We start from the raw sequence: 13,501 nt of genomic DNA, 5'->3' as shown, positions 1-13,501 counted from the left end.
TGCCATGAGAACCATTGTGGCGAGGGAGCTTGCTCCCGTTCGGCTGCGAAGCAGTCGCATTATTGCGAACTCGCTATGCCTGAAAGAACCGGTTTGCTGGTTTCAGGGGCGCTTCGCACCCCAGCGGGAGCAAGCTCCCTCGCCACATTTGACCGTATTCGCTGGAACTTACTTCTTCAAGTCTTCGGCGCCCTGCAGCGGTTCGTCACCCAGCAGCAGATCCTTGTCATGGCTGACCTGTTCTTCTTCGAACATGCGCCAGATGTGGTCGTCCTGAGTGCCCAGCAGCTCGACAAAGCGACGGCCATCGACCTTGTCGCTCAACTGACCGATGTAACGGCCTTGTTCGGTTTCGCTGCGGGCGAGGGTGATCTTGCGATCCTTCTCGGGCTGCGTGGGCGAGATCAGGTTCAGCTCCAGGGTTTTCGGTTGGCTGTTGCCGCTCAGGCGCAGGTCGACTTCGCCAGTCACGTCATCCAGGTGCACGCTGGCGCGCAGGAGCAGGGTCTGCGCCAGCAGCTCGCGGTCGAGGGAGCGGTTGATGCCTTTGCCGGCCTCGTAGTAGTTGTCATTGACCAGATTGTCCGGGTTTTTAACCGCGATGGTCACCATGGACAAGGTCAACGTCACCGAACAGGCCAGGATGGCAATGATGATCCACGGCCAAAGGTGCTTGTACCAGGGACTTGCGGCGTTTGCTGCGGGCATGATCACTTCTCTCAACGAATTTGTGGGCCGATGAACCGGCTCTTGGCTTCAACGTGGATGCTTTCGTCATCGGCGTCCTTGAGGATGAATTTCACCTCGTTGGTGCTCGACGGCAGTTTTTCCGGTGCCATGGACAGTTCGACCGGCTGGCTGAAAATCTCGCCCGCAGCGACCTTGATCTCGCGCTTGCCTTGCAGCTTGAGGTCCGGCAGGCCGGCGGCTTCCAGCACGTAGGTGTGGTCGCGCTGATCTTTGTTCATGATCTTCAGGCTGTAGACGTTTTCGATCCGGCCTTCGGCGTTCTCGCGGTACAGCACGCGGTCCTTGCTGACGTCGAAACCCACCAGCGAACGCATGAAGAACGCCCCCGCGAGCAACGCCATCATTGCCAGCAACACCGCCGCGTAGCCGATCAGCCGAGGGCGCAGTTTATGGGTTTTTTGCCCCGACAGGTTGTGCTCGGTGGTGTAGCTGATAAGACCGCGCGGGTAATCCATCTTGTCCATGATGCTGTCGCAGGCATCGATGCACGCGGCGCAACCGATGCATTCGATTTGCAGGCCATCGCGGATGTCGATGCCGGTCGGGCAGACCTGGACGCACATGGTGCAGTCGATGCAATCGCCCAGGCCCTGAGCCTTGTAGTCGACGCCTTTCTTGCGCGGGCCGCGGCTTTCACCGCGACGCGGATCGTAGGAGACGATCAGCGTGTCCTTATCGAACATCACACTCTGGAAGCGCGCATACGGGCACATGTAAATGCACACTTGCTCGCGCAACCAGCCGGCGTTGCCGTAAGTGGCCAGGGTGAAGAAACCAACCCAGAAATACGACCAGCCATCGGCCTCGCCGGTGAAAAAATCCAGGGTCAGTTCGCGGATTGGCGAGAAGTAACCGACGAACGTCATGCCAGTCACGAAGCCGATCAACAGCCACATCGCGTGCTTGCTGAATTTACGCAGGAATTTGTTGGCGCTCATCGGCGCCTTGTCGAGCTTGATGCGCTGGTTGCGGTCGCCCTCGGTGACCTTTTCGCACCACATGAAAATCCAGGTCCAGACACTCTGCGGGCAGGTATAGCCGCACCAGACGCGACCGGCGTACACGGTAATGAAAAACAGGCCGAAGGCACTGACGATCAGAATTCCCGAGAGCAGGATGAAGTCCTGGGGCCAGAAGGTGGCGCCAAAAATAAAGAATTTGCGCTCCGGAAGGTTCCACCAGACGGCTTGATGACCGCCCCAGTTCAGCCAAACCGTGCCGAAATACAACAAAAAAAGAAGGCCTCCGCCCATCATCCGCAGGTTGCGGAAAAGGCCGGTGAAGGCACGGGTGTAGATCTTTTCTCGAGAAGCGTAGAGGTCGACGCTGTTGTTCGCGTTTTTGGCAGGCGGGGTAACGTCGTGTACCGGAATTTGGTTGCTCATCGTTGCATCCCACGGCAGTGGAAAAATGCCTCGGTCAGTACATGCCGACCGAGGTCAAAAAGAGGTGCTGCAGTGGCGCAATGATACGCCTGTCGTTCTAGCCCAAGGGTGCGACCTTTGGTCGCGTTGGGGGAAATCCGCGGATGGTGTAGCGAATGTAACAAATCATGATGCAGGTCAATTGACTATAGACGATCTACCTTGGTCACTCGTCAGTCACAAGAAGGTAGCCTTGTCCCAGCGAGTCCAATCCACCAGAGCCGCGCTGTTTGTCAGCAACGCTTTCAACATTAAGGCTGCGTGCCTTTGGTTTCAGAATGTTTGCATTGTTACCAACTTGCGTCACGGGATCGCTCGCGGGTTGTTCAATATTGCCAATAGTATTTTCTTCGTTCATTTAATGATTTCCTTGTTTGTTTGTTTGTTTGGATTGTTTTGTTGGTGTGAGCGTTGCGGCTTAGATGTATTTGATAGTCGCTGTTCAGCTGGTTAGGAAGTTATCATTTGTTAGTTGTTGGATCTGTTGGGTGTTGGTTTCAAGTTGTGAGGTGTGGAGGCTGTTGTTTGTAATATATTTTATTGTGGCGATGATTGCCTGCTCCCGTTTTAAGGAGTTAGTTTGAGGTGGGTTCGGGGTAGCGTTGACTGCTCCAGATTAATAGTTATGTTGTATTTAAGGAGAAGGAATCCCATGTTTCTGTTTGAATCTGTAAAGGTGTTGAGTTTCATTGCTGTCTTGTCGTTCATGTCTACCTCGCAGGGTGCAGATTCGCCTCGGCATCTGATTTTTACGTCGGATCCGCAGTTTCCCTGGACCGAAAGTTCTGATAACGATTGGGACGAATCCAGTTCGGATCGAGACAAGCGCTCGCGTTGGTTGATAGAAAGCCAGTATTCGGACGTGGCCAACTTCAGGCGTAACTTTAGCCAGAATCCGAGCCACGTCCCCGTCATGATAAACGGCGATATGACGGCGTTCGGTCACAGTGGCGAGCGAGCCACTGTGCGATCGATTCTGGACGAGCGACTTGGAGGCGTCTATGACTACGGACTTGGCAATCATGACTATGGCAACAACATTGACAAGTGCAGCTTTCCCGAAAACAACTGTGCTGCCGGCAGTATTGGCGATTTAAAAAACAGGTATTGGGGGGTGGTGGGGACTTTTGATTTGGCAGCGAGGAGCGAAGGTCTAACCAAAGTATTTTATGGTAGTCTCGCCTATTCTCGGACCTTTGGTGATGTTCATCTGGTTCAGTTAAATAACGAGCCAACTTATTCGGTAAGTTTCTCGTCGGGGTTTCTGTTTAACAGAGTGAACTTTGAAATTTCAGATGCGCTGGACTGGCTCGAGCGCGACCTGCAACGTGCACGTCATCAGGGCAAGATCATTTTGCTTAATATGCACAAGCCGGAGCGTTGGAAGGGAGGCGCCGATCAGATTGAACGCTTTAGATCGATGATCGAGCGTTACGAGGTGACAGCGATATTTGCCGGGCATTTTCATAACAGGCCGGGTCAATATACCGGCTGGAACCAACGAGATTATTTTGGCGACGTTCCGGTTTTCCTGAGCGGCGGGGCGTCCAACCAGACTTACCTGATTGCCAGTTTTGCCCAGGATCGCAAGGCACTGACGGTTCATCAGGTCAATGGCAACAATTGGCCAAGTCGCCAAGAGATCGCAACGATCAAGGTCAAATAGCGAATACACTGCAGGCCTGAACAAAAACGGCCCCGTCAAATGATGGGGCCGTTTTTTGCATCAGGCTTTCGCGTTACTGAGCGTCTGCCGCCGGAGCCTTCTCACCGTGAGACAGGCTGTAGACGTAAGCGGCCAGCAGGTGGACCTTGTCGTTGCCTTGCAGCTGTTCTTGCGCAGGCATCTGGCCCTGACGGCCGTAACGGATGGTCTGCTGCAGCTGAGCGAAACTTGAGCCGTAGATGAACCCGGCCGGGTGGGTCAGGTCGGGGGCGCCCATTGCTGGCGTACCTTTGCCGGCAGGACCGTGGCACGCCACGCAGTTGGCGGCGAACAGTTTCTGCCCGGCAACCGGATCAGCCTTGGTGCCTTCCGGCAGCTTGCGGCCATCGAGGTTGGTCAGTACGAACGCGGCTACGTCCGCAACGCCTTGCTCGCCGATCACTTCAGCCCATGCCGGCATTACCGCGTGACGGCCGCCCATGATGGTGGTCTTGATGGTTTCCGCTTCGCCGCCCCAACGCCAGTCGGCGTCGGTCAGGTTAGGGAAGCCGTAGGCGCCTTTGGCGTCGGAGCCATGGCAGACAGAGCAGTTGGAGGCGAACAGGCGGCCACCCATCTTCAGGGCTTGCGGGTCCTTGGCAACTTCTTCAATCGGCATGGAAGCGAACTTGGCGAAGATCGGGCCGAACCTGGCGTCCGACTTGGCCATCTCCTTTTCCCATTCGTGAACGCCGGTCCAGCCGGACTGGCCGTTGGCGAACGCAGTCTGCTTCTCGTTATCCAGGTAGTTGTAACCCGGCAACAGGCCTTTCCAATTGCCCAGGCCCGGGTACAGAACCAGGTAGCCCAGGGCGAAGATGATGGTGCCCACGAACAGCATGAACCACCATTTCGGCAGTGGGTTGTCGTACTCCTCGATCCCGTCGAAGGAGTGGCCAACCGTTTCTTCTGTCTGCTCGGCGCGCTGACCCTTGCGGGTGGACAGCAGCAGCCAGGTCAGGGCGAAGATGGTGCCGAGACTGAGGACTGTGACGTACAGACTCCAGAACGTAGTCATTCTTTGTTACTCCTAGAAGCTTGCTCGACGTGCTTGATGGCTTCGGGATCATCCGCGAAAGGCAGCAAGGTCGCGTCTTCAAACTCCGACTTGCGCTTGGGGCTGAACACCCACAACGCCAGACCGATGAAGGCCACCATCACGACAACGGTGCCCAGGCCACGAATCATCCCGATATCCATCTAAATCACCGTTTGCTTTTGATGATGGTGCCCAGGCCTTGCAGATAGGCCACCAGCGCGTCCATTTCGGTTTTGCCCTTCACTGCATCCTTGGCGCCGGCGATGTCTTCATCGGTGTAAGGGACGCCGAGCGTGCGCAAGACTTCCATTTTCTTGGCGGTGTCTTTGCCGTCGAGCCTGTTTTCCACGAGGAACGGGTAGGCCGGCATTTTCGACTCGGGCACCACGTTGCGCGGGTTGTACAAATGCGCACGTTGCCAGTCATCGGAATAACGACCACCGACACGGGCCAGGTCCGGACCGGTACGCTTGGAACCCCACAGGAACGGATGGTCCCAGACGCTTTCACCGGCAACCGAGTAGTGGCCGTAACGCTCGGTTTCAGCACGGAACGGACGGATCATCTGCGAGTGGCAGCTGACACAACCCTGGGCGATGTAGACGTCGCGGCCTTCCAGTTCAAGGGCGGTACGAGGTTTCATGCCTTCGACGGGCTTGTTGGTCACGTCCTGGAAAAACAGCGGAACGATCTGGGTCAGGCCGCCGATGCTGACGGCGATAACCATGAAGAAGGCCAGCAGGCCAATATTCTTCTCGATTGCTTCATGCTTCATCAGTGAGCTCCAACTACAGCAATCTGTTCGGCGGCTTTGGCTTCAACCGGGTTCGAGGCGCGTACGGTACGCCATACGTTGTAGGCCATGAACAGCATACCGGCGGCAAAGAACGCACCGCCCAGGGCGCGAACGATGAAACCAGGGTGGCTGGCTTGCAGCGCTTCGACGAACGAGTAGGTGAGGGTGCCGTCATCGTTGATTGCACGCCACATCAGACCCTGGGTGATGCCGTTGACCCACATCGAAGCGATGTACAGAACGGTACCGATGGTCGCGAGCCAGAAGTGCGCGTTGATCAGGCCGATGCTGTGCATCTGCGCGCGGCCGAACAGTTTCGGAATCATGTGGTAGATCGCGCCGATCGAGATCATCGCTACCCAGCCAAGAGCGCCGGCGTGTACGTGGCCAATGGTCCAGTCGGTGTAGTGGGACAGCGAGTTGACGGTCTTGATGGCCATCATCGGGCCTTCGAAGGTCGACATGCCGTAGAACGCCAGCGATACCACGAGGAAGCGCAGGATCGGGTCGGTGCGCAGCTTATGCCAGGCGCCCGACAGGGTCATCATGCCGTTGATCATGCCGCCCCAGCTCGGAGCCAGCAGGATGATCGACATCGCCATGCCCAGCGACTGAGCCCAGTCCGGCAGTGCGGTGTAGTGCAGATGGTGCGGACCGGCCCAGATGTACAGGGTGATCAGTGCCCAGAAGTGCACGATGGACAGGCGATAGGAGTAGATCGGACGTTCGGCCTGCTTCGGAACGAAGTAGTACATCATCCCCAGGAATCCGGTAGTCAGGAAGAAACCTACCGCGTTGTGACCGTACCACCACTGGATCATCGCATCGGTCGCACCGGCATAGGCCGAGTAGGACTTGAAGAAACTGACCGGCAGGGAGGCGTGGTTGACGATATGCAGCATCGCCGTCACGACGATGAAGGCACCGTAGAACCAGTTACCCACATAGATATGCTTGGTCTTGCGCTTGGTGATGGTGCCGAAGAACACCAGACCGTAAGTGACCCAGACGATGGCCAGCAAAATAGCCAGAGGCCATTCCAGCTCAGCGTATTCCTTGGTGGTGGTGTAACCCAGCGGCAAGGTAACGATGGCGCCGACGATCACCGCTTGCCAACCCCAGAAGGTGAAGGCCGCGAGGCTATCGGAAATCAGTCGCGTTTGGCAGGTTCGCTGCACGACGTAATAAGAAGTGGCAAACAGTGCACAACCACCGAAGGCGAAAATCACCAGGTTGGTGTGCAACGGGCGCAGGCGTCCAAAGCTCGTCCATGCCAGACCGAAGTTCAACTCCGGCCAGACCAGTTGCGAGGCGATGAAGACACCGAGCCCCATGCCAAGGATCCCCCAGACCACCGTCATGATGGCGAACTGGCGGACTACCTTATAGTTATAAGCAGTCGGACTGATTGCTGTGCTCATTCTAAGGTTCCACGGTTTGGGTGTTTTATTAGGAGTAAAAATCGGCCGCAAGTATGGAGAAAGCGGGGGGTCATTGCAACGCGCCATGACCTGGGTCAATGCTTTCAAATGCTGATTCTGCGGCCTTTCCATATGCCGCGTAAGGACAAAATTGCTCGTGGGCAAAATGTCGCTGCGGATGAAAAAAGCGAGGGGGTCAGGTCAGATGTAACGAGGTGTGTTCAATCGTAACCAATGGTGACCGATGGCAATTGGCACAACAGCCGGTCTTTACCTGCCTTTGCGGCCTGTCATCGAACAAATTCGTCAAACACATCGGGTTGGGTCGACCTGGAACCGGCTCATGCCAGTCCGCATCGGAACAAGCTTAGACCCGAATCCGGGGAATCGAAAGGAGGACTAACGGAGGGTGCGACAATGGGTCGCAAAGGGGCAGGGAACTGCCGCATCCGGTGAAATGCGGCAGCAGAACGGTCAAGAATTATTCGCTTTTGCCTTCCGCCTGCAAACGTTCTGTATTCAGCCCGTGGGACAGGCTGTACACATAAGCGGCCAGCAGTTGCACCTTATCGTTGCCGAGCAGTTCGTTCTGCGCCGGCATATGACCCTGGCGGCCATGGCGAATGGTTTGTTGCAGTTGCGCCAGACTTGTTCCATAGATGAAACCGGCCGGTTGCGTCAGGTTCGGCGCGCCCATGGCTTCAGTGCCGTGACCATTCGTCCCATGACAGGCGACGCACATCGTGCTGAACGCTTGCTGTCCGGCTTGCAGGTCGGCACTGCTATCGGCCGGCAACGGCAGGCCTGCCAGTTCATGACGCACATAGGCGGCAACGTTTTTCACACCAGCCTCACCGAGGATTTCACCCCAGGCCGGCATCGCTGCCATACGACCGCCCATGATCGTGGTCTTGATCATTGCAGCGTCGCCGCCCCACCGCCAGTCGCTGTCGGCAAGGTTCGGAAAACCGAAAGCACCCTTGGCATCCGAGCCGTGGCACACCGAGCAGTTAGATGCGAACAGACGACCGCCCATTTTCAGCGCTTGTGGGTCCTTGGCCACTTCTTCAACGGGCATGGCGGCGAATTTGGCGAAGATCGGCCCGAACTTCGCGTCGGCCTTGTTCATCTCCTTTTCCCATTCGTGCGCGCCAGTCCAGCCGTCGTCGTAACCGGGCAGGATGCCTTTCCAGTTGCCCAGGCCCGGGTAAAGCACCAGATAACCCACGGCGAACACCAGCGTGCCTGCGAACAGCATGAACCACCACTGCGGCAGCGGGTTGTCGTACTCCTCGATGCCGTCGAAGCTGTGGCCCATGGTCTGGTCGACGCTGCCCTTGGTTTCGCCCTTGCGGGTGCCGATCAGCAGCCAGGTCAGACCGATCAGGCTGCCGATGGTCAGTACGCAGATCCACGTACTCCAGAAAGTGGTCATGACCGGGTACTCCTTGTGACAGGTTCTTGGGTGCTATCGGGTTGTGGCTCATCGGCGAACGGCAGTAGGCGCGCTTCGGCGAATTCGGCGTTGCGCTTGCCGTTGAACACCCACAGCGTCAGGCCGACGAAGGCCACGAACACCACGACCGTGCCCAGGCCGCGGATCATTCCACTGCTCATTTCGCTCATTATTTCAAAGGGCATGGCCATGACTCACCTCTTGCTCTTGATGGCAGTGCCGAGCACTTGCAGGTAAGCGACCAGCGCGTCCATTTCGGTCTTGCCCTTCAGCGATTCGACGCTGCCTGCGAGGTCGTCGTCGGTGTACGGCACGCCCAGGGTGCGCATTGCCTTGATCTTGCCTTCGGTGTGACTGCTGTCGACCGGATTGGCCACCAGCCATGGGTAGGCGGGCATCTTCGATTCCGGCACCACGTTGCGCGGGTTGTACAAGTGCGCGCGATGCCAGTCTTCGGAGTAGCGGCCGCCGACCCGGGCCAGGTCTGGACCGGTGCGTTTCGAGCCCCACAGGAACGGGTGATCCCAAACGCTCTCACCGGCCACCGAATAGTGACCGTAGCGCTCGGTTTCGGCGCGAAACGGACGGATCATCTGCGAGTGGCAGCCGACGCAGCCTTCGCGGATGTAAATGTCGCGACCTTCCAGTTGGAGCGCGGTGTAGGGTTTCATGCCTTCCACCGGTTTGTTGGTCACCTCCTGGAAGAACAGCGGGACGATCTGGGTCAGCCCCCCGATGCTCACGGCCAGGACCATCAGCAGCATCAGCAGGCCGACGTTTTTCTCGATGGTTTCATGTTTCATGGCGGACTCCTCAGGCCATCTGCGCGGCGGCGGCGACTTCGTCAGGCTGCGAAGCCCGCACGGTGCGCCAGGTGTTGTAAGCCATCAGGAACATGCCGCTGAGGAAGATCGCACCGCCCACCAGTCGAACGACGAAGCCTGGGTGGCTGGCCACCAGGGTTTCGACGAAGGAATAGGTCAGCGTGCCGTCTTCGTTTACCGCACGCCACATCAGGCCCTGGGCAATGCCGTTGACCCACATCGACGCGATGTAGAGCACGGTGCCGATGGTGGCGAGCCAGAAGTGTGCGTTGATCAGGCCGATGCTGTGCATCTGCGCACGACCGAAGATTTTCGGGATCATGTGGTACAGCGCGCCGATGGAAATCATCGCCACCCAACCGAGTGCGCCGGCGTGAACGTGGCCGATGGTCCAGTCGGTGTAGTGGGAGAGGGCGTTCACCGTCTTGATCGCCATCATTGGACCTTCGAAGGTCGACATGCCGTAAAACGCCAGCGACACCACGAGGAAGCGCAGGATGGGGTCGCTGCGCAACTTATGCCAGGCGCCCGAGAGGGTCATCATCCCGTTGATCATCCCGCCCCAGCTCGGCGCCAGCAGGATCAGCGACATCACCATGCCCAGCGACTGCGCCCAGTCCGGCAGCGCGGTGTAGTGCAAGTGATGCGGGCCGGCCCAGATGTACAGGGTGATCAATGCCCAGAAGTGCACGATCGACAAGCGATAGGAATACACCGGGCGTTCGGCTTGTTTCGGCACGAAGTAGTACATCATCCCGAGGAAACCGGCAGTGAGGAAAAAGCCTACGGCGTTGTGGCCGTACCACCACTGCACCATGGCATCCGTCGCACCGGCGTACAGCGAGTAGGACTTGGTGAAACTCACCGGCAATTCCATGTTGTTGACGAGGTGCAAAATCGCCACGGTGATGATGAACGCGCCGAAGAACCAGTTGCCCACATAGATGTGCTTGGTCTTGCGCTTCATGATCGTGCCGAAGAACACGACGGCGTAGGCCACCCAGACGATGGTGATCAGGATGTCGATCGGCCATTCCAGTTCCGCGTATTCCTTGGAAGTGGTGTAGCCCAGCGGCAGGCTGATGGCCGCCAGCAGAATCACCAGTTGCCAGCCCCAGAAGCAGAACGCGGCGATTTTCGGCGCGAACAGCTGGGTTTGGCAGGTGCGCTGGACCGAGTAGAACGTACTGGCGAACAGGGCGCAGCCGCCAAAGGCGAAGATCACCGCGTTAGTGTGCAGCGGGCGCAAACGGCCGAAACTGGTCCACGGCAAATCGAAGTTGAGTTCAGGCCAGACCAATTGGGCCGCGAGAAAAACCCCGAGCCCCATGCCGACGATGCCCCACACCACCGTCATAATGGCGAATTGGCGGACCACCTTGTAGTTGTAGGCGGTACTGATAGAAGTGTTCATGGTTCCCCATCCACGGTTCAGCCGAAGTGAACGCCCGTCTTCGCGAGTAAGCCGCGAAGGCAGACGCTCCCTTCGCCTGGAGTTATAGGCAGACTAAAAGCGAGGCAAGCATGGACAAAGAGCACAAGGCCAGTATTGACGAGGATCAATGGCCGCGGTGTGTGCGGGATCATGGTTGGTTGTGGAATGCCGCCGTTACTCCGGCATCGGCGACGCTGATTCTCGCCCATGGCGCCGGTGCGCCGATGGACAGCAGCTGGATGAACGACATGGCTGCGCGCCTTGCTGCGCAGGGCGTCAACGTGTTGCGCTTCGAGTTTCCGTACATGGCGCAACGGCGTGTCGATGGCGGAAAACGTCCACCGAACCCGGCGCCGAAACTGCTGGAATCCTGGCGCGAGCTGTACACCGTGGTGCGACGCTATGTCACTGGGCGTCTTGCCATTGGCGGCAAGTCCATGGGTGGGCGGATGGCCAGTTTGCTGGCGGATGAGCTGGGGGCGGATGCGCTGGTGTGTCTGGGGTATCCGTTTTATGCGGTGGGTAAGCCGCAGAAACCTCGTGTCGAGCATTTGGTCGGTTTGAAGACGCGGACGTTGATTGTGCAGGGCGAGCGGGATGCGCTGGGGAATCGTGAGACGGTCGAGGCTTACACGTTGTCACCGAACATCGAGGTGTTTTGGCTGGTGGCGGGGGATCATGATTTGAAACCGTTAAAAGCTTCGGGGTTTACGCATGAGCAGCATTTGGCTTCGGCAGCGAGTCGAGTAGCCGCATTTCTTCAGTGAAGGAATGGGTGCCGGGTCTGGCCCCTTCGCGGGCAAGCCCGCTCCCACAGGGTTTCGTGTCGATCACAAAATCTAACCACACCCCGGTTCACTGTGGGAGCGGGCTCGCCCGCGAAGAGGTCCGAACAGGCGACATCTCAATCAGATTGGCAATAAAAAACCCGGAAGCTTTCACGGTCCGGGTTTTTGACTTTCCAAAATCAATCAGCGGTTAAACCGCTCCACCAACGAATACTGTGTATTCGCCGTCTTGGTCAGCTCCTCACTCAACAACGCCGAGTGCTGCGCCTGTTCCGACGTCTGATCCGCCAGTTGCGAGATGTTGCTGATGTTGCGGCTGATTTCTTCGGCCACCGAGCTCTGCTCTTCGGTCGCGGCGGCAATCTGGGTGGTCATGTCGGTGATGTGTGCCACCGCTTCGCTGATCCCGACCAATGCCTGGTCCGCTTCCAGTACCCGTGCTACACCTTCTTCCGCCTGGCGATGCCCGGCTTCCATGGTTTGCACTGCTGTGCTGGCGGTTTGCTGAAGCTTGGCGATCAGGGCGTGAATCTGCCCGGTGGATTCGCTGGTGCGTTGCGCCAGTTGACGAACTTCATCGGCTACCACCGCAAACCCACGACCCATCTCACCGGCACGGGCCGCTTCAATGGCCGCGTTCAACGCCAGCAGGTTGGTCTGGTCAGCGATGCCTTTGATCACATCGACCACGCCGCCGATTTCGTCGCTGTCCTTGGCCAGTTGCGTCACGGTCAGACCGGTTTCACCAACCACCACCGACAGGCGCTGAATGGCTTCGCGGGTTTCACCGGCGATGTCACGACCGCGCCCGGTCAGGCGATTGGCTTCCTGAGTCGCGTCCGCCGTGCGTTGCACATGGCTGGCGACTTCCTGAGTGGTAGCGGCCATCTGGTTGACGGCGGTGGCCACTTGTTCGGTTTCCACGCGCTGACGTTCCAGGCCGGTGGAACTGCTGTGAGCCAGGGTGTCGGACTGTTTCGCCTGGTCGCTCAGATGCTCGGCGGTGTCCTGCAGACGGGTCAGGCAGGTTTTCAGGCGCGCCTCCTGGCTGAGGATCGACATTTCCAGACGTGCCTGCGCACCACGGCTGTCGGTGTACATCTGCGCGATCAGCGGGTCGGACGTGGTCTGCTCGGCCAGGCGCAGCAAGCGCTTGAGGCCGCGCTGTTGCCAGCTCAACCCCAGCAGGCCCAATGGCACAGAAAGTCCGGCGGCCAGCGCAAAGCCCCATTGGGAGTTGAGCGTGGCACCGATCATGAAGCTCAGTTGGCTGACCAGAATGAACGGCAGCCAATCCTGAAGAACCGGCAGCCATTTATCGGTGGAAGGAATCGCTGACTTGCCCTGGTTGATGCGTTGGTAAAGCGCTTCGGCACGCTGGATTTGTTCGGCGGTGGGCTTGACCCGCACCGACTCGTAACCGACGACCTGATTGCCTTCGAAAACCGGTGTGACATAGGCGTTGACCCAGTAGTGATCACCGGTCTTGCAGCGATTTTTGACAATGCCCATCCATGGCAAGCCTTGTTTCAGTGTGCCCCACATGTGCGCGAACACCGCAGCCGGAACGTCGGGGTGACGGACCAGGTTGTGCGGCGCACGGATCAGTTCCTCACGGGAGTACCCACTGATTTCGACAAACGCGTCGTTGCAGTAAGTGATCACACCCTTGGCATCGGTGGTGGAAATCAACCGTTGCTGAGCCGGGAAGGTCCGTTCGCGTTGTGTAATGGGCTGGTTGTTACGCATGGCTATTTTTCAATCCGCAAGGCTTTGAGAGGTTGTCGGCGTTGGCAGGGATTTATTGAAATATTTTTTTCAATATTCAGAGGTGTGTCGCAAAAAGGCCGCTGCGTTAGTGTG

Annotated in this window: 14 protein-coding genes; 2 read left to right on the top strand and 12 right to left on the bottom strand. The window is 57.9% G+C overall.

Features of this window, described 5'->3' with window-relative positions:
- Positions 1 to 168: 168 nt before the first annotated feature.
- From ACYZT9_RS18135 to ACYZT9_RS18125, 3 genes are all read right to left on the bottom strand, one after another.
- A complete protein-coding gene (locus ACYZT9_RS18135; RefSeq protein WP_462006761.1) occupies positions 169 to 708 on the bottom strand; it encodes a FixH family protein in 540 nt (179 codons plus the stop codon).
- An 11-nt stretch (positions 709 to 719) separates the two neighbouring features.
- A complete protein-coding gene (ccoG, locus tag ACYZT9_RS18130) occupies positions 720 to 2,135 on the bottom strand; it encodes a cytochrome c oxidase accessory protein CcoG (RefSeq protein ID WP_462006760.1) in 1,416 nt (471 codons plus the stop codon).
- Between the two features lie 205 nt (positions 2,136 to 2,340).
- Positions 2,341 to 2,532 (bottom strand): hypothetical protein, encoded by a 192-nt coding sequence (locus tag ACYZT9_RS18125; RefSeq protein WP_462006759.1) that lies wholly within the window; start codon positions 2,530 to 2,532, stop codon positions 2,341 to 2,343.
- A 294-nt stretch (positions 2,533 to 2,826) separates the two neighbouring features.
- Between ACYZT9_RS18125 and ACYZT9_RS18120 the strand changes: the two genes are divergently transcribed.
- Positions 2,827 to 3,840: a metallophosphoesterase family protein gene (locus ACYZT9_RS18120; protein WP_462006758.1), complete on the top strand. Its 1,014-nt coding sequence runs from the start codon at positions 2,827 to 2,829 to the stop codon at positions 3,838 to 3,840.
- Between the two features lie 73 nt (positions 3,841 to 3,913).
- Here ACYZT9_RS18120 and ccoP (ACYZT9_RS18115) read toward each other — a convergent pair whose 3' ends face one another.
- The 8 genes from ccoP (ACYZT9_RS18115) to ccoN (ACYZT9_RS18080) form a co-directional block, all read right to left on the bottom strand.
- Positions 3,914 to 4,897: a cytochrome-c oxidase, cbb3-type subunit III gene (gene ccoP / locus ACYZT9_RS18115; protein WP_462006757.1), complete on the bottom strand. Its 984-nt coding sequence runs from the start codon at positions 4,895 to 4,897 to the stop codon at positions 3,914 to 3,916.
- Positions 4,894 to 5,079, bottom strand: a complete 186-nt coding sequence (locus tag ACYZT9_RS18110) for a CcoQ/FixQ family Cbb3-type cytochrome c oxidase assembly chaperone (protein WP_003175465.1) — start codon at positions 5,077 to 5,079, stop codon at positions 4,894 to 4,896. The genes ccoP (ACYZT9_RS18115) and ACYZT9_RS18110 overlap by 4 nt, the downstream gene beginning before the upstream one ends.
- A gap of 5 nt (positions 5,080 to 5,084) precedes the next feature.
- Complete coding sequence (gene ccoO / locus ACYZT9_RS18105) at positions 5,085 to 5,693, bottom strand: cytochrome-c oxidase, cbb3-type subunit II (RefSeq protein WP_462006756.1); 609 nt, start codon at positions 5,691 to 5,693, stop codon at positions 5,085 to 5,087.
- Positions 5,693 to 7,135, bottom strand: coding sequence for a cytochrome-c oxidase, cbb3-type subunit I (ccoN, locus tag ACYZT9_RS18100; protein WP_462006755.1), 1,443 nt, complete (start codon positions 7,133 to 7,135; stop codon positions 5,693 to 5,695). Before ccoN (ACYZT9_RS18100) ends, ccoO (ACYZT9_RS18105) begins: the two co-directional genes overlap by 1 nt.
- A gap of 481 nt (positions 7,136 to 7,616) precedes the next feature.
- The gene (gene ccoP, locus ACYZT9_RS18095; protein WP_462006754.1) at positions 7,617 to 8,570 is read right to left on the bottom strand and encodes a cytochrome-c oxidase, cbb3-type subunit III; all 954 of its coding nucleotides are present in this window, start codon (positions 8,568 to 8,570) and stop codon (positions 7,617 to 7,619) included.
- Positions 8,567 to 8,782, bottom strand: a complete 216-nt coding sequence (locus tag ACYZT9_RS18090; RefSeq protein WP_462006753.1) for a cbb3-type cytochrome oxidase subunit 3 — start codon at positions 8,780 to 8,782, stop codon at positions 8,567 to 8,569. Before ACYZT9_RS18090 ends, ccoP (ACYZT9_RS18095) begins: the two co-directional genes overlap by 4 nt.
- Before the next feature lie 3 nt (positions 8,783 to 8,785).
- On the bottom strand, positions 8,786 to 9,394 hold the full coding sequence (ccoO, locus tag ACYZT9_RS18085; protein WP_462006752.1) for a cytochrome-c oxidase, cbb3-type subunit II: 609 nt from the start codon (positions 9,392 to 9,394) through the stop codon (positions 8,786 to 8,788).
- Between the two features lie 10 nt (positions 9,395 to 9,404).
- A complete protein-coding gene (ccoN, locus tag ACYZT9_RS18080) occupies positions 9,405 to 10,829 on the bottom strand; it encodes a cytochrome-c oxidase, cbb3-type subunit I (protein ID WP_462006751.1) in 1,425 nt (474 codons plus the stop codon).
- 110 nt (positions 10,830 to 10,939) lie between these two features.
- Between ccoN (ACYZT9_RS18080) and ACYZT9_RS18075 the strand changes: the two genes are divergently transcribed.
- Positions 10,940 to 11,617, top strand: coding sequence for an alpha/beta family hydrolase (locus ACYZT9_RS18075; protein WP_462006750.1), 678 nt, complete (start codon positions 10,940 to 10,942; stop codon positions 11,615 to 11,617).
- A 204-nt stretch (positions 11,618 to 11,821) separates the two neighbouring features.
- Here ACYZT9_RS18075 and ACYZT9_RS18070 read toward each other — a convergent pair whose 3' ends face one another.
- Entirely contained in the window at positions 11,822 to 13,387 is a 1,566-nt protein-coding gene (locus tag ACYZT9_RS18070) for a methyl-accepting chemotaxis protein (RefSeq protein WP_462006749.1), read from the bottom strand.
- Between the last annotated feature and the right edge of the window lie 114 nt (positions 13,388 to 13,501).

The organism is Pseudomonas sp. ZT5P21, assembly GCF_054897785.1.
The sequence above is the reverse complement of the archived record's forward strand: the minus strand, read 5'-3'. Positions and strand labels throughout refer to the sequence as shown.

Coding starts and splice junctions, on each gene's coding strand:
- ccoN (WP_462006751.1), bottom strand. CDS start 10,829: ATGAACACTTCTATCAGTACCGCCTACAACTACAAGGTGGTCCGCCAA.
- ccoN (WP_462006755.1), bottom strand. CDS start 7,135: ATGAGCACAGCAATCAGTCCGACTGCTTATAACTATAAGGTAGTCCGC.
- ACYZT9_RS18110 (WP_003175465.1), bottom strand. CDS start 5,079: ATGGATATCGGGATGATTCGTGGCCTGGGCACCGTTGTCGTGATGGTG.
- ccoO (WP_462006756.1), bottom strand. CDS start 5,693: ATGAAGCATGAAGCAATCGAGAAGAATATTGGCCTGCTGGCCTTCTTC.
- ACYZT9_RS18090 (WP_462006753.1), bottom strand. CDS start 8,782: ATGGCCATGCCCTTTGAAATAATGAGCGAAATGAGCAGTGGAATGATC.
- ccoP (WP_462006757.1), bottom strand. CDS start 4,897: ATGACTACGTTCTGGAGTCTGTACGTCACAGTCCTCAGTCTCGGCACC.
- ccoP (WP_462006754.1), bottom strand. CDS start 8,570: ATGACCACTTTCTGGAGTACGTGGATCTGCGTACTGACCATCGGCAGC.
- ACYZT9_RS18120 (WP_462006758.1), top strand. CDS start 2,827: ATGTTTCTGTTTGAATCTGTAAAGGTGTTGAGTTTCATTGCTGTCTTG.
- ACYZT9_RS18075 (WP_462006750.1), top strand. CDS start 10,940: ATGGACAAAGAGCACAAGGCCAGTATTGACGAGGATCAATGGCCGCGG.
- ACYZT9_RS18070 (WP_462006749.1), bottom strand. CDS start 13,387: ATGCGTAACAACCAGCCCATTACACAACGCGAACGGACCTTCCCGGCT.
- ACYZT9_RS18125 (WP_462006759.1), bottom strand. CDS start 2,532: ATGAACGAAGAAAATACTATTGGCAATATTGAACAACCCGCGAGCGAT.
- ccoG (WP_462006760.1), bottom strand. CDS start 2,135: ATGAGCAACCAAATTCCGGTACACGACGTTACCCCGCCTGCCAAAAAC.
- ccoO (WP_462006752.1), bottom strand. CDS start 9,394: ATGAAACATGAAACCATCGAGAAAAACGTCGGCCTGCTGATGCTGCTG.
- ACYZT9_RS18135 (WP_462006761.1), bottom strand. CDS start 708: ATGCCCGCAGCAAACGCCGCAAGTCCCTGGTACAAGCACCTTTGGCCG.